The organism is Paracoccus xiamenensis, from assembly GCF_011308835.1.
In the GTDB taxonomy this organism is placed as follows: Bacteria; Pseudomonadota; Alphaproteobacteria; order Rhodobacterales; family Rhodobacteraceae; genus Paracoccus; species Paracoccus xiamenensis.
The window spans coordinates 490989-510383 of sequence record NZ_JAAOHY010000001.1 but is presented as its reverse complement, the minus strand read 5'-3'; the positions used below and the strand labels follow the sequence as shown (position 1 = coordinate 510383).

At 65.3% G+C, this 19395-nt stretch carries 16 protein-coding genes and 1 pseudogene; 9 read left to right on the top strand and 8 right to left on the bottom strand.

Translation table 11 applies throughout. The annotated features are described in order from the left end of the window. Nucleotides 1-203: 203 nt before the first annotated feature. From G7044_RS02555 to G7044_RS02525, 7 genes are all read right to left on the bottom strand, one after another. Nucleotides 204-989: an ABC transporter ATP-binding protein gene (locus G7044_RS02555; RefSeq protein ID WP_166325483.1), complete on the bottom strand. Its 786-nt coding sequence runs from the start codon at nt 987-989 to the stop codon at nt 204-206. Continuing rightward, a complete protein-coding gene (locus tag G7044_RS02550) occupies nt 983-2053 on the bottom strand; it encodes a FecCD family ABC transporter permease (RefSeq protein WP_166325480.1) in 1071 nt (356 codons plus the stop codon). The genes G7044_RS02555 and G7044_RS02550 overlap by 7 nt, the downstream gene beginning before the upstream one ends. Next, complete coding sequence (locus G7044_RS02545; protein WP_207630141.1) at nt 2043-3167, bottom strand: ABC transporter substrate-binding protein; 1125 nt, start codon at nt 3165-3167, stop codon at nt 2043-2045. Before G7044_RS02545 ends, G7044_RS02550 begins: the two co-directional genes overlap by 11 nt. A 158-nt stretch (nt 3168-3325) precedes the next feature. Next, nucleotides 3326-4399 (bottom strand): tartrate dehydrogenase, encoded by a 1074-nt coding sequence (locus G7044_RS02540; protein ID WP_166325477.1) that lies wholly within the window; start codon nt 4397-4399, stop codon nt 3326-3328. Between the two features lie 10 nt (nt 4400-4409). Further along, nucleotides 4410-5492: a tartrate dehydrogenase gene (locus G7044_RS02535; protein ID WP_166325474.1), complete on the bottom strand. Its 1083-nt coding sequence runs from the start codon at nt 5490-5492 to the stop codon at nt 4410-4412. A 14-nt stretch (nt 5493-5506) separates the two neighbouring features. After that, nucleotides 5507-7510 carry a tripartite tricarboxylate transporter permease gene (locus G7044_RS02530; protein ID WP_166325471.1) on the bottom strand — a complete coding sequence of 668 codons (2004 nt, stop codon included), beginning with the start codon at nt 7508-7510 and terminating at the stop codon, nt 5507-5509. An 11-nt stretch (nt 7511-7521) separates the two neighbouring features. Further along, entirely contained in the window at nt 7522-8475 is a 954-nt protein-coding gene (locus G7044_RS02525) for a tripartite tricarboxylate transporter substrate binding protein (protein ID WP_166325468.1), read from the bottom strand. 199 nt (nt 8476-8674) lie between these two features. On the opposite strand from G7044_RS02525, the gene G7044_RS02520 reads away from it, so the two are divergent. The 3 genes from G7044_RS02520 (at nt 8675) to G7044_RS02510 (ending at nt 11829) form a co-directional block, all read left to right on the top strand. Beyond that, nucleotides 8675-9613, top strand: coding sequence for a LysR substrate-binding domain-containing protein (locus G7044_RS02520; RefSeq protein WP_166325465.1), 939 nt, complete (start codon nt 8675-8677; stop codon nt 9611-9613). 52 nt (nt 9614-9665) lie between these two features. Then, complete coding sequence (locus tag G7044_RS02515) at nt 9666-10577, top strand: LysR family transcriptional regulator (protein WP_166325462.1); 912 nt, start codon at nt 9666-9668, stop codon at nt 10575-10577. An 88-nt stretch (nt 10578-10665) separates the two neighbouring features. Then, nucleotides 10666-11829: a mandelate racemase/muconate lactonizing enzyme family protein gene (locus G7044_RS02510; protein ID WP_166325459.1), complete on the top strand. Its 1164-nt coding sequence runs from the start codon at nt 10666-10668 to the stop codon at nt 11827-11829. A gap of 36 nt (nt 11830-11865) precedes the next feature. Here G7044_RS02510 and G7044_RS02505 read toward each other — a convergent pair whose 3' ends face one another. Then, nucleotides 11866-12402 (bottom strand): cytochrome b, encoded by a 537-nt coding sequence (locus G7044_RS02505; RefSeq protein ID WP_328803820.1) that lies wholly within the window; start codon nt 12400-12402, stop codon nt 11866-11868. A gap of 106 nt (nt 12403-12508) precedes the next feature. On the opposite strand from G7044_RS02505, the gene G7044_RS02500 reads away from it, so the two are divergent. From G7044_RS02500 to G7044_RS02475, 6 genes and pseudogenes are all read left to right on the top strand, one after another. Further along, complete coding sequence (locus G7044_RS02500; RefSeq protein ID WP_166325453.1) at nt 12509-13261, top strand: CDP-alcohol phosphatidyltransferase family protein; 753 nt, start codon at nt 12509-12511, stop codon at nt 13259-13261. Beyond that, nucleotides 13258-14862 (top strand): sulfatase-like hydrolase/transferase, encoded by a 1605-nt coding sequence (locus G7044_RS02495; protein ID WP_166325450.1) that lies wholly within the window; start codon nt 13258-13260, stop codon nt 14860-14862. Before G7044_RS02500 ends, G7044_RS02495 begins: the two co-directional genes overlap by 4 nt. Nucleotides 14863-14968: 106 nt before the next feature. After that, a complete protein-coding gene (locus G7044_RS02490; RefSeq protein WP_166325447.1) occupies nt 14969-15967 on the top strand; it encodes an ABC transporter substrate-binding protein in 999 nt (332 codons plus the stop codon). Between the two features lie 100 nt (nt 15968-16067). Next, nucleotides 16068-16760, top strand: a pseudogene (locus G7044_RS02485) (ABC transporter ATP-binding protein); the annotation flags it as partial. Continuing rightward, nucleotides 16757-18337, top strand: a complete 1581-nt coding sequence (locus tag G7044_RS02480) for an ABC transporter permease (protein WP_166325444.1) — start codon at nt 16757-16759, stop codon at nt 18335-18337. The pseudogene G7044_RS02485 and the gene G7044_RS02480, both read left to right, overlap by 4 nt. Continuing rightward, nucleotides 18334-19389 carry a glycosyltransferase family 4 protein gene (locus tag G7044_RS02475; RefSeq protein WP_166325441.1) on the top strand — a complete coding sequence of 352 codons (1056 nt, stop codon included), beginning with the start codon at nt 18334-18336 and terminating at the stop codon, nt 19387-19389. The genes G7044_RS02480 and G7044_RS02475 overlap by 4 nt, the downstream gene beginning before the upstream one ends. Nucleotides 19390-19395 lie beyond the last annotated feature (6 nt).

Sequence of the window (19395 nt, the reverse complement as noted above, 5' to 3'; positions counted from 1 at the left end):
TTGAACCGCTGCCAAAAGCGGTCGCCGTCGCGCGAATCCCAGGAGAAACGCCTGACACTTGGAACAGGGACCACTTCTAATCGATCCCTTACCTTCACTTTAGGCCGGTCTTCGGCGAAGCGTGCGTGAAACTGGCGTGAATGTTCCGTTCGCCCGCACCCAGATCAGCCCTGCGGCGGACTGGCTGCCTGCCCGGCCTTTTCTCAGCCTGCAAACGCCGAAACAGCCGGCCCCGACATATCGATGCGGCCATCGACGATCAGCTGCGGGTGCCCTTTCGTGCAGGGCTCGATCCGGGCCGTGACTTCGAAAACCTCGCGCAGCAGATCGGGCGTGATGACCTCGGCGGTCGGCCCGCAGGCGATCAGGCTGCCCCGATGCAGCACCATGGCCGCATCGGCGAAGCGCAAGGCATGGCCCAGATCGTGCAATGCCACGATGACCAGCAATCCCTGTTCGTCTGCCAGCCTGCGCAGCAGCGACAGAAGGTCGATCTGATGGCTGAGATCAAGCGCCGAGGTCGGCTCGTCCAGTAGCAGGATCTGCGGATCCTGCGCCAGCGCCTGCGCGGCGCCCACCATCTGCCGCTGCCCGCCGCTGAGATCGCCCAGATTGCGGCCGCGCAGATGGGTGACGCCCAGCAGGGAAAGGATCTCCTCGACCTTGGCGTGATCCTCGTCAAAGACCTTCAGCCGACGCCCCTGCATCCGCGCCAGCAGGACCGATTCGTAAACGGACAGAACCGGGCGGGCGCCATTGTCCTGCGGCATATAGGCGACCGGTCGGGCAGAGGCGGCACCGTCGATGCGAACCTGCCCCCCACCCGACAAAAGGCCGAAGATACGCCGGAACAGCGTCGATTTGCCGGCCGCGTTCGCACCCAGAAGCGCGACCACCTGGCCGCCGCGCAGCTCGGGCGTCGAGACACCCGCAATCACGGGCCTACTCGCGTAGCCGGCAGAAATGTCGTCAAGTCGCAGGCTTACCATGTCGCCACCCGCCGGTTGAGGATCAGGTAAAGGAAGAAAGGGATGCCCACGATGGATGTCACGATCCCGATCGGAATCACCGTGCCGGGAATGATCATCTTCGACAGGACCGAGCCCACCGACAGGATCAGCGCCCCCGAAATCGCGGCACCCGGCAGCAGGAACCGCTGATCCTCGCCCAGAAGCATCCGCGCGATATGCGGCCCGACCAGCCCGATGAAACCGATCGTGCCGACAAAGGACACCGAGATCGAGGCGAGCAGGCTGACAATCATCAGCGCCTCCAGCCGCAGCCCGCGCAGGTTGACCCCCATGCTTTCCGCCTTGGCATCACCCAGCCGCATTGCCGTCAGCGACCAGCCGCGCCGCGCCAGCAGCGGCATGGCCACGACCAGCACCGCCAGCGATACCCACAGCTTCGGCCATGTCGCCTTGGTCAGGCTGCCCATGGTCCAGAACACCACCGCGGCCACCGCCTGCTGGCTGGCGAAGAACTGGATCAGCGACATCAACGCGTTGAAGATGAAAACCAGTGCGATCCCCAGCAGCACGATGGTTTCGCTGGTCACGCCGCGCCGCAGGCTGAGACCATAAATCGCCAGCGAGGTCAGCATCGCCATCAGGAAAGCATTGACCGGGATGACGTAATCGACGGCCAGCGGAAACAGTGCCACCCCGAAGGCAAGCGCCAGCGCCGCGCCAAAACCCGCCCCCGCCGAAATGCCAAGCGTAAAGGGGCTGGCCAGCGGGTTATTCAGGATCGTCTGCATCTGCATGCCGGCCACCGACAGGCTGGCACCAACCACCAGCGCCATCAGCGCCACCGGCATACGGATTTCCCACAGGATGACGCGCAGCTGGTCATCGACGCTGCCGGGCAGAAACAATGCACGTATAACCTGCCCCAGCCGATAATTCGCCGGCCCCAGCGCCAGATCCACGCACAGGCTCAACACCAGCGCCGCAGACAGGCCCAGCAGGATCAGTTGCCTGCGACGAACAAGGGCGCGATAGAAATCGCGCCCCTCGGCAGACTGGGTTACAGCCGGTTGACTATTGTTCATTCAAAGAGACCCAATAGCCGGGCTTGTAGGGCACCGGCAGGAATCGCTCATGCAGTTCCTGAAGGGTGGCTTCGGGATCGAGATCGGCGAAAAGCTCGGGGTGGAGCCATTTCGCCAACTGCTGCACGGCAACGAAATAATAGGGATTGTCATAGAACTGGTGCCAGATCGCGTGAACCTGCCCGGTCTTGACGGCCTCGATCCCGGTCATGGCTGTGCGTTCTGTCAGTGCCTGCAGCTTGTCGCGCGCCTGCGACAGGTCAGAACCGGGGCCGACACCCACCCATGCGCCGCCGGGCACATATGCCTCCCATTGACCGCCGGTTACGATCACCTGCTGGGGGTTGGCGGCGATGATCTGTTCGGGGTTCAGCGTGCCGAAAGTGGTGGGCAGAATGTCCTTGGCGATATTCGTGCCGCCCGCGATTTCGACATATTCCCCGAAATTGCCGTTGCCGAAGGTCATGCAGCAATCGTCCGAATAGCCGCCCGCGCGATCCACAAAGACCCTTGGCCGCTCGAACTCTGCACCGGCCAGCACATCGGTCACGCGTGCCATCTGGGCATCGACGAAGCTGACATATTCCTCGGCCCGTTCTTCCTGCCCGGTCACCTGCCCCATGATCCGCATCGATTCGATGCTATGCGCCACCGGGTCTTCGCGGAAATCGACATAGACGATCGGAATGCCGAGTTCGGCCAGCTTGTCGTCATAGCCGGCATCTTCGGTTGCCTGTTTCGCTTCGAGGTTCATCAGCACCAGATCGGGGTTCAGCGATGCCGCCTGTTCAACATCGAAGGTGCCATCCTTGAAGCCGCCAAAGGTCGGCAGGTCCTTGAGCGCGGGAAACTTCTCTGCATAGAGCGCGTAAGTATCAGGATCGGCTTGCAAAAGATCCTCGCGCCAGCCGACGACGCGCTTGAAGGGGTCCTCGCGTTCCAGCGCGCCAAGAAGATAGATCTGACGCCCCTCGCCAAGTATGATCCGTTCTGCCGGGGCCTCCAGCGTGACCTCGCGGCCGGTCACATCGACCACCGTGACGGGATCGGCCATCACTGCGGATGCCTGCATTGCGGCCACAGCAGCAGCAATGGTGGAAAAGCGGATGAACATGTGGGGCGCGCTCCAACTGGGTTGTCAGTCGGGGCTATATTCCCCTAGTTAATTTGTCAATTATTCATCCGCGCGGACAGCAGCATGCAGGCCGGGCCATGCCACGTCCGCTTCTGGCCGAGGGGGCGGCCAATCGGGATCGCCCCCACGCCCCAGCCTTAACCAAGCGCGTCTGCAACCGCCTTGCCGCAGTCCTCGGTATCTGCCGTGCCGCCAAGGTCACGGGTGCGCAAGGCCGGCTCTGCCAACACGCGTTCGATTGCGGCCATGATGTCGGCGGCGGCATCCGCGTGGCCCAGATGATCCAGCATCATCGCCCCCGCCCAGATCTGCCCGACCGGATTGGCAACCCCCTGCCCGGCAATATCCGGGGCGGATCCGTGAACCGGTTCGAACAGCGACGGAAACTCACCTTCCGGGTTGATATTGCCCGAAGGCGCAATGCCGATGGTGCCGGTGCAGGCCGGGCCCAGATCCGAAAGGATGTCGCCGAACAGGTTCGAGGCCACGACCACATCGAAGCGATCCGGGTTCAGCACGAAATGCGCAGTCAGGATGTCGATGTGATACTTGTCGACGTCAACGCCGGGATAGTCCTTCGCCATCTCCTCGACCCGCTTGTCCCAATAGGGCATGGTGATCGAAATGCCGTTCGATTTCGTGGCCGAGGTCAGCCGCCTGCGCGGCCGTTTTGCCGCCAGATCGAACGCGTATTTCAGCACCCGGTCGACGCCGTGCCGGGTCATCACCGTTTCCTGCATCACGATTTCGCGCGGGGTATCGGGGAACATGATCCCCCCGACCGAGGAATATTCGCCCTCGGTATTCTCACGCACGATCCACATGTCGATATCGCCGGGGCCGCGCCCGGCCAGCGGGCTGGGAACGCCGGGCATCAGCCGCGCGGGCCGCAGGCTGATATACTGGTCGAACTGGCGGCGGAACTGGATCAGCGATCCCCAAAGCGAGATGTGGTCAGGCACCGTCGCCGGCCAGCCGACGGCGCCAAAGAACAGCGCGTCATGCCCGCCGATCTGCGCCTTCCAGTCCTCGGGCATCATCTCGCCATGCTTCTGGTAATAGTCGCAAGAGGCGAATTCGTATTCGTCGAAACGCATGTCGATCCCGTGGCGCGAGGCCACGGCTTCAAGCACGCGCAGGCCTTCGGGGACGACTTCCTTGCCGATGCCGTCGCCCGGAATGACGGCGATTTTCAGATGATTGGGTGCCATGTCGAACCTTTCAGGAATTGCGGCCGCGCAGATGGTCGATGACGGCATCGGTCACCATGCGCGTCGTCGCCTTGCCGCCCAGATCAGGGGTGTGAAGATCGGTGTTGGCCGTCACCGCCTCGACCGCTTGCATCAGCCGGTCGGCGGCGGGTTTTTCGTTCAGGTGGTCCAGCATCATCGCCGCTGTCCAGAAGGTCGCGATGGGATTGGCCACGCCCTTGCCGGTAATATCGAAGGCCGAGCCATGGATCGGTTCGAACATCGAGGGCGTCTCGCGTTCGGGGTTCAGGTTCGCGGTCGGCGCAACCCCGATGGAGCCGGACAGCGCGGCGGCCAGATCCGACAGGATATCGGCATGCAGGTTGGTCGCGACGATGGTGTCCAGCGAGGCCGGGTCCATCACCATGCGCACGGTCATCGCATCGACCAGCATCTTGTCCCAGGTGACATCGGGAAACTCCGCCGCGACCTCTGCCGCGATCTGATCCCACAGGACCATGCCATGGCGCTGCGCGTTGGATTTCGTCACCACCGTCAGCAGCTTGCGCGGCCGCGACTGCGCCAACCGAAAGGCAAAGCGCATGATCCGCTCGATCCCGGCGCGGGTGAAGATCGACACATCGGTCGCTACCTCCAGCGGCAGGCCGGGGTGCGAACGGCCGCCCTGCCCGGCATATTCGCCTTCCGAGTTCTCGCGCACGATCACCCAGTCCAGTTCATCGCCATTCACGCCGCGCAGCGGCGACTGGATGCCCGGCAGAACCCGCGTCGGGCGGACGTTGGCATATTGGTCAAGCGGCTGGCAGATCGCCAGACGCAGGCCCCAAAGCGTCAGGTGATCGGCCACGTCGGGCGCGCCCACCGCGCCGAACAGGATGGCGTCAAAGGCGCGCAACTGCTCGGCCCCGTCTTCGGGCATGAAGGCGCCCGTGCGCTTGAACCGGTCGGTGCCCCAATCGAAGCTCTCGACATCGAAGGCGAAGCCGCCATCGCGTTCGGCAAGCGCGTCCAGCACTTCCAGACAGGCATCGACGACCTCAATCCCGATCCCGTCGCCGCCAATGGCAGCGATCTTGTGTATACGTTTGCTCATATCACTGTTCCTGTTCAGAAAAGAATTCCGGCGGGCATGCGCAGCATCAGCACATTGGCCATCAGCCACCAGAAGCCGGTGCAGATGACCACGCCCGCCGCCATCCACACCGCCCATGTCCGGGCCGGCACGCTGTCGTAATTGGCAATGACCATGATCAGCGCAAAGGCAATCAGGCTGGTCGACAGAAATCCGAGCTCTGGCATCAGCATGACCCAGCCCAGCATCACCGCGCCAAGTGCGATCCGGCGTTTGGTGCCTTCGTCCCAGACGAAGGACGCGCGCGGCGGGCCGGGCGGGCGGCGCAATTGCTGCACGATCACCAGCACCGACAGCGCGATCAGGGCGACGGCGATGGTGGCCGGAAAGACCGCGCCCAGCATCGACATGTTGCGCGCGCCAATGACGATCCCGATGCCAAGCAGCACCAGCCCCGCCGCGATGACGATCGAGGGCAGATCGCGGGTCTTGACCTCGGGCGCGATCTCGGTGCCGGCATCGCTGACGGCTTCGCCCGCGGCCTCCAGCTGGGCGCGGCGGCGCGCCTTCCATTCGGCCCAGATCGGGAAGATCAGCGTGATCAGCGCCGCAACGATGATGCCGATGCTGATCGGGCGGTTGAAGAACATCTCGGGCAGTCTGCCAGAGGCATTGCCGATCAGCCATGTCTGCACAAAACCCTGTTCGGCGATGGATCCCAGCACCAGCCCCAACACGATGGGCGACGGCTGGAAGCCATAGCGGTTCAGGATCCAGGCAAGGATCCCAAGCCCCACCATCAGCTGCGCGTCATCGACATTCGAATGGATAGCAAATGCGCCGATGATGGTCAGCAGCGCCACGGTGGGCGCCAGCACAGCCTTTGGCACCTTGATGATCGAGGCATAGGCATAGCGCCCGATCAGCAGCCCGATGGGCAGCATCAGCAGCGTCGCGATCAGCAGGCCCCAGATGAAGGTATAGACGATATTGCCATCAGTGGTGAACAGCGTCGGGCCGATCTTGATGCCCTGCACCAGCAGCGCGCCAAGGATGATCGCGTCGGGCGGCGTGCCGGGAATGCCCAGCACCAGCGTCGGGATGAAGCCGCCGCCGACGGTGGCGTTATTGGCCGCCTCGGTCGCGATGACGCCATCGGGGTTGCCCTTGCCGAAGCTGTCAGGATCGCGCGATGACCGCCGCGCCTCGGAATAAGACACCAGCCCGGCGATGGACCCGCCCGCCCCGGGCAGGATGCCGATCACGGTGCCGATGACCGAAGACCGCAGCACATTCACCTTGCGGGCCAGCGACATGCGGAACCCCTCGGCCACGCGCAGGCCCCCGGTGACGGATGGCTGCAAATGCGGATCACGCGTAGCGACCAGATCGAGGATGACCGGAATACAGTACAGCCCGATAATCGCCGAGGTCAGGTCGATCCCGGACAGAAAGCGCTGCATTCCCATCGTATAGCGCACATCGCCGCCGACTACCGCCACGCCAATCATCGACAGAAACAGCCCGATGCAGGCCCCGACCAGCCCCTTCAACGTGTTGCCGACCGACAGCGCCGCGATCAGCGTCAGGCCGAACATGGCCAGCCAGAAATACTCGGTCGGACCGAAAGCCAGCGCCACCTTGGCCAGCGGTGGCGCCAGAACCAGCAGCGCCACCGCGCCGATCACGCCGCCCGCGACCGAGGCAATGGTCGCCAGCGAAATCGCCAATCCGCCATCGCCCCGCTTGGCCATGGGAAAGCCGTCAAAGGTGGTGGCGATGGCGGATGGCGTGCCGGGGGTGTTGACCAGAATGGCGGCGTAAGCCCCGCCATAGATCGCCCCCGTATAGATCGCGCCGAGGGCGATCAGCCCCGCGGCGGGATCCATGGTGAAGGTAAAGGGGACCAGCACGGCCACCGCCATCGTCGCCGACAGCCCCGGAAGCGCGCCGATCACCGTGCCCAGAACGACGCCAACCAGCGCCAGCAGCAGATTGAACGGCGTCAGCGCGTCCAGCAGATAACCGAGAACCTCCATCCCCCTGGCCCTTACTCGATGATGCCCAGGGCTTTCGCGCCGGCGGTGTATTCCTCGATCCGCGCGGCCACGAATTCATCCATCTGGTCATAGCCGATATCGGTCAGCACGAAGCCAGCTTCTTCCATCTTCTGGACGAAGGACGGGGTCGCGTTGATCTGGGACACGATGTCGGAAATGCGCTGGCGCAGTTCTTCAGGGGTCGAGGACGGCACGGCCACCCCGCGATAGGCGCCGCCCACGATGTCATAGCCCAGTTCCTTGAAGGTCGGCACATCAGGGAAGGCCGGCAAGCGTTCGTCCGAGGCAACCGCCAGCATCCGCAGCGCGTCGCCCTGGCTGACGCCCGAAGTGGCATAGTTGAAGCCCGCCATGGTCGAGCCGCCCAGAACGGCGGTAATCGACGGCCCGGTGCCCGAGAACGGCACATAGGTCGTCTGCACCCCAGCCAGTTCGTTGAACCGGATCGCGGCCAGATTGTTCGAAGAATTCGACCCCGACCCGGCCATGGTCACCAGACCGGGATTTTCCTTTGCGTAATTGACCAGATCTTCCAGCGTGGCGAACTGGCTGTCCTGCTTCACGAAGATCGCATCGGGGGTGTAGTGGAAGTAATGCACCGGGGTCAGATCCTCGGTTGCATAGCCCACCGAACCTGCCAGTGGCTGCAGCACGGTATGGGGCATGTTGATCCCCATGATCGTATAACCGTCGCCGGGCAGCGAATTCAGCTGCGACCAGGCCTGTGCGCCGCCAGCGCCCGGCTGATACTGGATGACGACCTGCTGGCCCGCCACGCCTTCCCAATCGGCCTGCTGGAAGCGCGCCGAGATATCGGATTCGCCGCCCGCGTCGAAGGGGATGATATAGGTGATGGGCTTCGTCGGAAATTCCTCGGCCGTCTGGGCGGCCAGCGGTGCGGCGGCGACAAGCGCGGCGAAAAGGGTCGCAATAGCGGTTTTCATGGTTTCCTCCTCCTGTTGCGTCATCGGGCGGCGCGATTGTGGCAAAGCTGCCATCGACCCTTGACCCGACCCGGCCCCTCCGGGGTGCCTTGCGGCGCGATGGGCGATCCGCGAAGGCTTCTGACTGGAAAAGACTATACTGCTTCCAGAATTTTATTAATGTCGCACTTGGAACAACATTATTGCGGTAGATTCAGCAATGAGCGAGGGCGATCTGGGTTTCTTCGTGCTGTTGGCGCAGCGCGGCAGCTTCGTGGCGACGGCGCGGGACATGGGCGTCACCGCCTCGGCCGTGTCGCGGCGGCTGGCCCGGTTGGAGGACCGGCTTGGCGTGCGGCTGATGAACCGTACGACCCGCCGGGTCAGCCTGACCGGCGAAGGAGAGGCCTATTTCGACAAGGCCCTGCGCCTGCTGGGCGAGATCGAAGAGCTGGAAGGCAGCCTGCGCGCCGGGCGCGACACGCCCACCGGGCTTCTGCGCGTCAACGCCACCTTCGGCTTCAGCCGCCTGCACATCGCGCCCGCCATTTCGGAATTCTGCACCCGCTACCCCGGTATCGACGTGCAGATGGTGGTCACCGATGCGCCGATGAACATTGTTGAACAGGGCTTCGATCTGAACATCCGCTTCGGCGATCCGCCCTCCAGCAACATGGTCCAGCGGCTTTTGCAGCGGAACCGCCGCTTCATGTGCGCGGCACCGGCCTATCTGGACCGCTGCGGCGCGCCCACCAGTCTGCAGGAACTGGGCCGGCACGACTGCATCGTCCTGCGTCAGGAACACGACCTGTATGATGTCTGGCGCTTTGACGTTCCGGGCAAGGACAGCCCCTCGGCTCGCGTCGGCGGGCGGCTCAGCACCAATGACGGCGACATCGCGCGCGAATGGATGCTGGGCGGGCATGGCATCATGCTGCGGTCGGAATGGGACATCGCGCGCCATGTCCGCGAGGGGCGGTTGCGTGTCGTGCTGCCGGATCATTTTCAGACCGCGAATATCGCCGCGATCTATCCGGAACGAAATCATCTGGCGGCCAAGGTGCGCGTCTTCGTCGACCTGCTGGCCGAACGGATCCGCGCCACCAATGCCCGCGATCCGATGCAACTGACCGAGGCCCAGCGATACAGCCAGACCTAGGGCGATTGCGCCGCGCTTCCATGCCAATTAAGCATGGATAAAGGAGGCGGCGATGGAACTGGCCCTGCTGGAAGATTTCCTTGAACTGGCGCGAGAGCTGAACTTCTCGCGCGCGGCGGCGAACCGCAACATGACCCAGCCCGCCTTCAGCCGCCGGATCCGCACGCTGGAGGACGCGGTCCAGACCCCGCTTGTCACCCGCACCACGCGGCAGGTCGCGCTGACCCCGGCCGGCATCGCCTTTCAGCCCCGCGCCGCCACCATGGTCCGGCTGCTGGCCGACGCACGGGCCGAGATACTGGAAATCGCCGGCCGGGCCGAACGCAGCCTCAACCTCGCCGCCACGCATGCGCTGTCCTATACGTTCATTCCGCGCTGGCTGATGGGGATCGCCGATCCGGCAGAGTTCGGCGCGCTGAACATGGTGTCCGACACCCAGCGCCAATGCCTGCACCTGATTCAGCGGGCCGAGGCGAATTTCTTCATCTGCCATCGCGGCCAGTCCAGCCTGCCAGTGCTGCCCGAACGCCAGTTCCGCTCGCAGGTGATCGGGCGCGACCTGCTGGCGCCGCTTTGCGCGCCCGACCAGAAGGGCCAGCCGCGCTGGCGCATCGGAGATGCCGCCGCGCCGGTGATCGCCTATGGCCCTGCCTCGGGTCTTCACGCCATTATCGAGGCGCATTGGTCCACGCATGGCCGCCCTGACATGGCCCCGGCGATGAGCTCGGTTCTGGCGGCGACGAACATGGAAATGGCAAAGGCTGGTCAGGGCATCGCCTTCCTGCCGCTGTCGCTGGCCGAGGCCGATCTGCAAGCCGGCAGGCTGATCCGCGCCGGGGCGCCCGTGGACGACATCCCGGTCGAAATCGCCATCTATCGCCCCCGGTCGCGCCTGTCGCCCCATTGCGAGGCGTTCTGGCGGAAGATCACCCAGCGCGCGGATATTGATGCCAAACCAGCATGAATTAACGCGGGAACGGCATTGGCTATGCCGGGGGTGATTGCACTATTGTCTGGGCAAATCCGGCTTTCAGCAACAGAAAGGGCCGCCCATGCGTATCGTTGATATTGTCGAGGTCACCAAGCCGATCTCCTCGCCCATCCGCAACGCCTATATCGACTTCAGCAAGATGACCGCGAGCCTTGTCGCCGTGGTCACGGATGTTGTCCGCGACGGGCGTCGCGTGGTCGGTTACGGCTTCAATTCGAACGGCCGCTACGGTCAGGGCGGGCTGATCCGCGAACGCTTCCGCGACCGTATTCTGGAGGCAGACCCGGCCTCGTTGCTGAACGACGAAGGCACCAATCTGGACGGTCACAAGATCTGGGCCGCGATGATGCAGAACGAAAAACCGGGCGGGCATGGCGAACGCTCGGTCGCGGTCGGCACCATCGACATGGCGGTCTGGGATGCCATCGCCAAGATCGAGGAAAAGCCCCTGTTCCGCCTGCTGGCCGAACGCAAAGGGGTCGAGGCGAACCCCCGCGTCTTCGTTTATGCCGCCGGGGGCTATTACTATCCGGGCAAGGATGACAGCGCCCTGCGCAAAGAGATGCGCGGCTATCTGGATCGCGGATATAACGTGGTCAAGATGAAGATCGGCGGCGCATCGCTGGCCGAAGATCAGCGCCGGATCGAGGCGGTTCTGACCGAAATCGGCGATCAGGCGCAACTGGCCGTCGACGCCAATGGCCGGTTCGATCTGGAAACCGCCATCGCCTATGCCAAGATGCTGCGCCAATATCCGCTGTTCTGGTACGAAGAAATCGGCGATCCGCTGGATTATCAGCTGCAGGCCGCGATGGCAGAGTTCTATCCCGGCCCGATGGCCACGGGCGAGAACCTGTTCTCGCATCAGGACGCGCGGAACCTGCTGCGTTATGGCGGCATGCGCCCCGACCGCGACTGGCTGCAATTCGACTGTGCGCTGTCTTACGGGTTGGTCGAATATCTGCGTACGCTGGACGTGCTGGAACAGCTGGGCTGGTCGCCGTCGCGCTGCATCCCCCATGGCGGCCATCAGATGTCGCTGAACATCGCGGCGGGTCTGGGTCTGGGGGGCAATGAAAGCTATCCCGACCTGTTCCAGCCCTATGGCGGCTTCCCCGATGGGGTCCGGGTCGAGGACGGGCATATCACCATGCCCGAACTGCCCGGCATCGGTTTTGAGGGCAAATCGGACCTGATCAAGGTGATGCGCGATCTGGCCGAATAGCAGTCCGTGTTGCGCCTGCCGGTGCGTCGTTCAGGATCACGGCGGCCATATGCGCGACCAAATACCGTCGCGGCGGATCAGTGCGTGCTGCAGCGCCGCCGCGACATGCAGACCGATCAGCGCCATCAGCAGAAAGGCGCAGGTGATGTGAACGGATTGGGCAGCTGTCGCCAGCGCCTCGGATTTCGGCAGCAGCGTGCCGATGCCCAGGGCGTCGAGCCCCTCGATCGGGAAGCCGCCCGCCCGGACCCGGACATAGCCGCTGATGGGCATCACGATCAGCAGCACATACAGCCCGATATGGGTGACATGCGCCGCCAGCCTTTGCCAGCCGGGCACGCTGCCGGGCAAGGGCGGCGGCGGATAACGCCAGCGATAGGCCAGCCGCAGCACCATCAGCAGAAACAGGATCACGCCGGTATTCTTGTGAAAGATGAACAGCGTGTCCTGAACCGGACGCGGCAAGCCCTTCTGCACCATGATCAGCCCGGCAGGGATCATCAGCAGGACCAGCACCGCGATAAGCCAGTGCATCCATCTTGCGGGCCGTCGGTAACCTTCGGTGCCTGGCATCATCCGGTCAGGCCTCCCTCGCCCTCAGGTTAGCCGGATCGGCCCCGCTTTCAAACATCTATCGAGGATGCTTGACGCCTGCCGCCATATTCCGCACGCTGCGGGGATGAGCGATCTGGACGGGCATGCACGGACAGGCGCGAACGGTTCAATCCGGCGCCCCCGTGCCGATGACTTGCAGGCTGGTTTGAACCTTGCCGGGCTGGCCGGGCTGGGTGTCTTTCTTTGCGCAGGCGCGGTGCTGCCGTCTGGCTGGCTCTGGGGCAAAATCCTTGCACTGGTGGCGTTCCTGCTGCTTTGGCTGGTGGTCCGGGTCCGGCTGCGGCCTTACCATCCCCATGATCGCTTCGGCCCCGCCAACACGGTGACGCTGATCCGCGGCGCGCTGGTTTGCGCCCTGCTGGCGCCGCTGCTGTCGGGGGCGCCCGGCGGGTGGACCGTCGCAGTGGTTGCAGGCGCGGCACTGTGCCTTGACGGGGTCGACGGCTGGCTTGCCCGGCGCAGCGCTCTGGCGTCGGATTTTGGCGCCAGGTTCGATATCGAGATCGACGCGCTTACGGCGCTGATCCTGTCAATCCACGCCTATTCCGGCACCGCCGCAGGGGCCGAGGTGCTGGCGCTGGGGCTTGTCCGCTATGTCTTTGTCGCGGCCTCGGTGCTTTGGCCATGGCTGGCAGGGCCGCTGCCGCCACGTTGGCGGCGCAAGGCGATCTGCGTGGTGCAGCTGGCAACGCTGACCTTGCTGCAAATCCCGGACCTGCCTGCGGATTCGGCGATCATCGCCGCGCGGCTCGCGCTGGCACTGCTCCTGTGGTCCTTCGCTACCGACATCCTGTGGCTGCGGTCACATCGAAGATGAGCCCCGCCTACACGCGCGTCCGGCCGGCTCAGGTGGTCCTGGCAGCGCTGGTGATCTGGCTTGTGCTGGTTTTGCCCAACCATCCCGGCAAGATGACACCGGCGACCCTACTGACTTTCCCGCTTGAGCTGCCGGCTTTGCTGCTGGTGATGATCGCATTGGGACAGCGCCCTGCCGCCCGGCTGATCCTCACGCTGCTTCTGGTGCTGCTGACGGCGCTGAAGCTGGCCGATCTGGTCACATATCAGGTTCTCGATCGCCCCTTCAATCCGGTGGCCGACCTGCCGCTGCTGGATGCGGCGCTTCGGATCGTCGCGGGGACATTCGGGGTCGCGGCAGCGGCGTTTTCGGTGCTAGCGGCTGGGGCGCTGCTGCTGGGGCTGGCGGCGGCGATCTGGTGGGCGTTGGGCATCTGGTCCCACCTTGATCGGCCCGGTCCTCTGCCAGCCCTTGCCGCGCTGGCGTCCATGGCGATCCTGGCTGCGTATGCAAACGCGCCGACAGGGGCGTGGGGTCTGCCCATCGCGACGGATTCCATCCGCCTCGCGGCCCAGCGGACGGCACTGGCGCAGCGGACCTATGCCGATTTGCGGCAGTTCCGGCGGATGGCGCGCGGCGACCCCTTCGCCGACAGGCCAGAGCTGCTGAACGCGATTGACAGCGACGTGCTGGTTATCTTTCTGGAAAGCTATGGCCGGACCAGTTTCGACACTCCTTTCTACGCCGAAACCCACCTGCCGATCCTGCGCAGGGCCGAGGCCGATCTGGCCCGCGCGGGCCTTGCCATGCGGTCGGGATTTCTGACCTCGCCCACGCAGGGCGGGCAAAGCTGGCTGGCCCATGCCAGCTTTGCCAACGGGTTGGCCGTCAGCGACCAGTCGCGCTATCTTGCCGCGCTGGCAAGCGGGCGGCAGACGCTGTTTCACCACGCGCAGCGGGCTGGGTTTCGGACGGCAGCGGTGATGCCCGCAATAACCCGACCGTGGCCAGAGGCGCGGCGCATGGGCTTTGACCGCGTGCTGGCGGCGGACGATCTGGGCTATCGCGGCAAGCCCTTCAACTGGGTCACCATGCCCGATCAGTTCACGCTTGCGGCCAGCGACAGGCTGCTTGGCGGCGACCATGACCGCCGCCTGTTTGCGCAGATCGCGCTGATCTCTTCTCATGCGCCTTGGGTTCCGGTGCCTGAAATGGTCGATTGGGACGCCGTCGGCGACGGCCGCGTCTTTGACGCCATGGCCGAGGCAGGCGATCCGCCGCGCGTGGTCTGGCGCGACCCCGAGCGGGTGCGCCAGCAATACCGCAAGGCAATCAGCTATACCCTGCAAGCCGTCGCGGAATATGCGCTGCGCCATGCTGATGACCCGCCGCTGCTGATCGTGCTGGGCGATCATCAGGCCGCCGCCAGCATTGCGCAGGACGCGCGCCGCGATGTGCCCATCCATATCATCGGCCCGAAGGCTCTGGTCGAACGCAGCACCGATTGGGGGTTCACGCCGGGACTGGTTCCGCCCGCGGGGACAGCCGCCATCCCGATGGAGGCGATGCGCGATCTGATCCTTCACGGCTTTTCCGGTTCCCTGCAGACACCCCCCGCCTGAATATCGCCTGCCCGCCGCCAACAGGCCGTCATTGCGCACCTGACATTTGTCTGCTTGCCCCAAGGGCCTCAGCCGCTAGTCTGGCCAAAATGACAGGAGGTTTGTGATGCCCTCGATCCGTTGGACCCGGCGCCGGATGCTGGCCATGGGCGGCGCCGGATTGGCCGCGCTGCCGCTTGGCCTTGCCACGAGACGCGCGCGCGCGCAGACGCCGGTCAGCCTGCAACTGTCATGGCTGCATTCGACCCAATTCGCCGGCAGCTATATCGCGCAGGATCGCGGCTTCTGGCGTGATGCGGGGCTGGAGGTCGCGCTGCTGCAAGGCGGTCCCAACGCCCCGGTCGAGCCGCCGGTCGTGTCGGGCACAGCCCTGATCGGCATTTCCGCCGCCGATTACACCGCCGCCGCCGTGGCCGAAGGCGCGCCCTTTCGGATCATCGGCGTGGCCATGCAGAAAAACCCCTTCGCCATCGCCTCTCTGCCGCAAAACCCGGTCGCGACACCCGCCGATCTGGCGGGCAAGCGCATCGGCATGGCGGTCGCCAATACCCCGGTTCTGCAGGCGCTCTGCACGCTGAACAACCTCGATATCGGCACGATCGAGATTGTACCGACGCAATATTCGGCGCAGCCGCTGGTCGCGGGCGAGGTCGATTGCCTGCTGTGCTGGGAAACCGACCTGCCGGTCGCCATGGCGATTCAGGGTGTTGAATCCCAGACCATGCTATTGGCCGATCACGGCTATGCGCTTCATTCGCAGACCTATATCGCCACCGAAGACAGCCTGACCAATCGCCGGGCCGAGCTGGTCGCGCTGATGGCGGGCGAGGTGCGCGGCTGGGATGCCTGCCGCGCCGATCCGGGCGCCGCGGCGGAACTGACGCTGGCCATGTTCCCCGATGCCGGGCTGGACCTGCCGACGCAGGAACTGCAACTGCAACGCCAGTTACCGCTGATGTTTTCCGACCTGACCGACCGAAACGGCTTCGGTTCATGGAGCGATGAGGCGGTCGCCGCCAATATCGAGACGCTCGGCCTGCTAGGGCGCGAGGTGACAGCGGATCTCTGGGATCGGTCGATCCTGGACGAGGTTCATGCAGGCTGACACAGCTTCTGCCATGCCGCCAGAGATCGTCTGCGCCGGGCTGTCGAAATCCTTCCCCGGGGGTTTGCGGGTTTTGCCACCACTGGACCTGACCCTGACCGGCGGCCAGACGACGGCGCTGGTTGGCCCGTCGGGATGCGGCAAATCTACATTGCTGCGCCTGATTGCGGGGTTGGAGGCCCCCGATACCGGCCGCGTCACCATCGGCGGCGAAAGCCCCGCCACCATGCAAAAGCGCGGTGCAATCTCGATGGCGTTTCAGGATCCGTCCCTGCTGCCGTGGCGGACGGTCCGGGGCAATCTGGCGCTGGCGCTGAAGCTGGCGCACCAACCAGCAGATCCGGGCGCGGTGGACCGGATGATCGCGCTTGTCGGTCTTGCGGGTTTTGAAGATGCCCGCCCCGCCGCATTGTCGGGCGGGATGCGTCAGCGCGCCGCTGTCGCCCGCGCAATGGTCACCCGCCCGCGTCTGTTGTTGCTGGACGAACCATTTGGCGCGGTCGATGAACTGACCCGCCGGCAGCTGGCCTTCGATCTTCCCCGTCTGTGGGAGACGCGCGGCACCACCACTCTGCTGGTCACCCATTCCGTCGCGGAGGCTGTCCTGCTTGCCGACCGGGTGCTGGTCCTGTCGCCGCGCCCGGCGCGGGTCGTGGCCGATATTCCGGTGACGCTGCCACATCCGCGCCGTCCCGCCATCACGCAGGAAGCAGCATTTCACGATCTGGCCGACGGCATCTTTTCGGCGCTGATGGCGGGCGCCGGTCAAGTGCCCGCGCAGACCGCGCCATGACGCGCGCGGACAGGCTTGGCGGCGGGCGTTTCCGTGCCGGGATTACCGCCGGGGTCGGCCTGCTGATCCTGCTGCTTCTGTGGGAGGTCTTGGCCCGCGCGCTGTCCGGGCAGTTCCTTCTGGCCGCGCCGGCAGAGGTGCTGTCATGGCTGAACGCGCAACGCGGCCTGATGACCCGCGCCCTGATCCAGACGCTTGCCAATGCTGCGGCGGGCTTTCTGGCGGGAAACCTGGTGGCCATCGCTCTGGCCGGCATCGCATTCGTCTGGCCCCGCACGGAAAGGCCCGTCACCGGGCTGGCGCTGCTGATCTTCTGCCTGCCGCTGGTCGCGACCGGGCCGATCCTTCGGGTGCTGTTGGGGCCGGGTAACGGGCCGCAGATCTGGCTGGCGGCGCTGGCGGTCTATTACACCACGCTGATCCCGCTGCTGGTCGGGCTGCGCGCGGCACCGGCAAGCTGGCTGGATCTGGTCCGCAGCCATGGGCGGGGTCGCTGGGCCGAGTTGATCCATATCCGCGCCCGCGCCGCCCTGCCCTATCTGTTCGCCGGTTTGCAGATCGCCGCGCCAGCCGCATTTCTGGGCGCCATGGTCGGTGAGTTTACCGGCGCAGAACGCGGCATGGGGGTGCTGACCATTCGCTTTATCCGCGCCATGGATGTGCCTGCCATCTGGGCGCTGGCAAGCGTCGCGGCCGCCGTTTCCATCCTTGCCTATGCTTCGATCGGCTGGCTGGCCCGTGCCGTCCTGACAGAGCCGCCACCGGTAATCCTCGCCCCGCCCCGCGCAGCCCGAGCGCGCCGCTGGTCCGGGCTGCGGCAAATGCTGATGACGGGCGGGCTGGCGCTTCTGCTGTGGTGGGCGGCCATGCAGGCGCTCGACCTCAACCGGTTCTTTGCCAAGCGTCCGGGCGATGTGTTCGACGCGCTGTTCCTTGCCCCCGATGCCGGGGCGATGCGGGCCACATTGGGCAGCGCGCTGTTGGAAACGGCGGTTTACCTGCTGCCCGGCTATCTGGCCGGGCTGGCGCTTGGGGCGGGGCTTGCTGCGCTGATCGTGCTGGTCCCGCCGCTGGCCGCGCTGGCAATGCCGCTGGCCGTGGCATTGCGATCGGTCCCCATCGTCACCACCGCGCCGCTGATCGTGCTGGCCCTTGGCCGAGGTGCCGCCGGCACCACCGCCCTGGTCGCCGTCATGGTGTTCTTTCCGACCTTCGTCGCCTGCCTGCACGGGCTGCGACAGGCCCCGGGGCAGATCATGGATGTGTTCGACAGCCACGCCGCTGGCCGCCTTTCCCGCCTGATCCATGTCCGCATCCCCGCCATGCTGCCGGCCTTTTTCGCCGCTGCGAGGGTCAGCGTGCCCGCCGCCATTCTGGCCGTCACCGTGGTCGAGTGGCTGGCGACAGGGCGCGGCATCGGCAGCCTGATGGCACTGTCGGCCTCGATTTCGGATTATGACATGCTGTGGGCATCGGTGGTGGTGGTGGCCGTGCTGTCAGTGCTGTGCCACGCCGGGGTCGCGGCGCTGGAACGGCGCGTCCTGCGGCGCTATGCGCCCGAACAGGAGGAACCATGACCGCACCGCGCCCCGCCACCTTCGCCATCCCCGGCGATATAGAGACGCTGACCGGCGGCTATATCTATGAACGCCGCCTGTTGCAGGGGCTGCGCGAACAGGGCCGCGACGTTCAGCACATGGAGCTGCCCGCCAGCTTCCCCGCGCCCTCGCCCGCCGAGATGGCGCAGGCCGTCCGGCGGTTGCAATCGGTGCCCGCCGACCGCGTCCTGATCCTTGACGGGCTGGTTTTCGGCGCAATCGCCTCGGCCGGGCTGGCAACGGTCCGCGCACCGATTTTGGCAATGGTGCATCACCCGCTGGCCATGGAAACCGGCCTCGACCCCGATCAGCGCGCATATCTGTACCGAACAGAGCGCGACAACCTTCGCCTGGCCCGCCATGTGCTTGTCCCCAGTCCCCATACCCGCGCCGTTCTGATCGACCGTTACGGCCTCAGCCCGGAGCGGATCAGCATCGCCCGACCGGGCGTCGAGCGTCCCGCCGCCAAAGCCGTGCCCACCCAACCGCCCCTGATTCTGTCGGTCGGCATCCTGCACCCGCGCAAGGGCCATGACGTCCTGATCGACAGCCTGACGCGGATCGCCGATCTGGACTGGCAGGCGGTGATCGTCGGGAATGCCTGGCACAAGCAGCACGCGGCCGATTTGGCCAACATGGCGGCGGGCAGCGGGCTGGGCCCCCGGCTGCGACTTGCGGGGCAGGTCCCGGCAGAAACCTTGCAGCGGCTGTACAGCCAGGCCTCGATCTTTGCGCTGGCGACACGGTTCGAAGGTTACGGCATCGTCTTTGACGAAGCGCTGAGCCACGGCCTGCCCATCGTCAGCTGCGCGACCGGCGCCGTCCCCGACACCGTACCGGCCGGCGCAGGGATTCTGGTCCCCCCCGACGACAGCGCCAGCTTTGCCGCCGCCCTGCGCGATCTGCTGGAGAACCCGGACAAGCGCGCGCGGCTTGCGGCTGCTGCGTCGGCTGTGTCCGGCCAGCTTCCCAGCTGGTCAGATACCGCCCAGGCGGCCGGATTGGTGCTGGATGGCCCGGAGTTCGCCTGACGCCTT

Coding starts and splice junctions, on each gene's coding strand:
- G7044_RS02510 (WP_166325459.1), top strand. CDS start 10,666: ATGCGTATCGTTGATATTGTCGAGGTCACCAAGCCGATCTCCTCGCCC.
- G7044_RS02505 (WP_328803820.1), bottom strand. CDS start 12,402: ATGCCAGGCACCGAAGGTTACCGACGGCCCGCAAGATGGATGCACTGG.
- G7044_RS02475 (WP_166325441.1), top strand. CDS start 18,334: ATGACCGCACCGCGCCCCGCCACCTTCGCCATCCCCGGCGATATAGAG.
- G7044_RS02555 (WP_166325483.1), bottom strand. CDS start 989: ATGGTAAGCCTGCGACTTGACGACATTTCTGCCGGCTACGCGAGTAGG.
- G7044_RS02500 (WP_166325453.1), top strand. CDS start 12,509: ATGAGCGATCTGGACGGGCATGCACGGACAGGCGCGAACGGTTCAATC.
- G7044_RS02545 (WP_207630141.1), bottom strand. CDS start 3,167: ATGTTCATCCGCTTTTCCACCATTGCTGCTGCTGTGGCCGCAATGCAG.
- G7044_RS02490 (WP_166325447.1), top strand. CDS start 14,969: ATGCCCTCGATCCGTTGGACCCGGCGCCGGATGCTGGCCATGGGCGGC.
- G7044_RS02520 (WP_166325465.1), top strand. CDS start 8,675: ATGAGCGAGGGCGATCTGGGTTTCTTCGTGCTGTTGGCGCAGCGCGGC.
- G7044_RS02535 (WP_166325474.1), bottom strand. CDS start 5,492: ATGAGCAAACGTATACACAAGATCGCTGCCATTGGCGGCGACGGGATC.
- G7044_RS02540 (WP_166325477.1), bottom strand. CDS start 4,399: ATGGCACCCAATCATCTGAAAATCGCCGTCATTCCGGGCGACGGCATC.
- G7044_RS02550 (WP_166325480.1), bottom strand. CDS start 2,053: ATGAACAATAGTCAACCGGCTGTAACCCAGTCTGCCGAGGGGCGCGAT.
- G7044_RS02525 (WP_166325468.1), bottom strand. CDS start 8,475: ATGAAAACCGCTATTGCGACCCTTTTCGCCGCGCTTGTCGCCGCCGCA.
- G7044_RS02530 (WP_166325471.1), bottom strand. CDS start 7,510: ATGGAGGTTCTCGGTTATCTGCTGGACGCGCTGACGCCGTTCAATCTG.
- G7044_RS02515 (WP_166325462.1), top strand. CDS start 9,666: ATGGAACTGGCCCTGCTGGAAGATTTCCTTGAACTGGCGCGAGAGCTG.
- G7044_RS02480 (WP_166325444.1), top strand. CDS start 16,757: ATGACGCGCGCGGACAGGCTTGGCGGCGGGCGTTTCCGTGCCGGGATT.
- G7044_RS02495 (WP_166325450.1), top strand. CDS start 13,258: ATGAGCCCCGCCTACACGCGCGTCCGGCCGGCTCAGGTGGTCCTGGCA.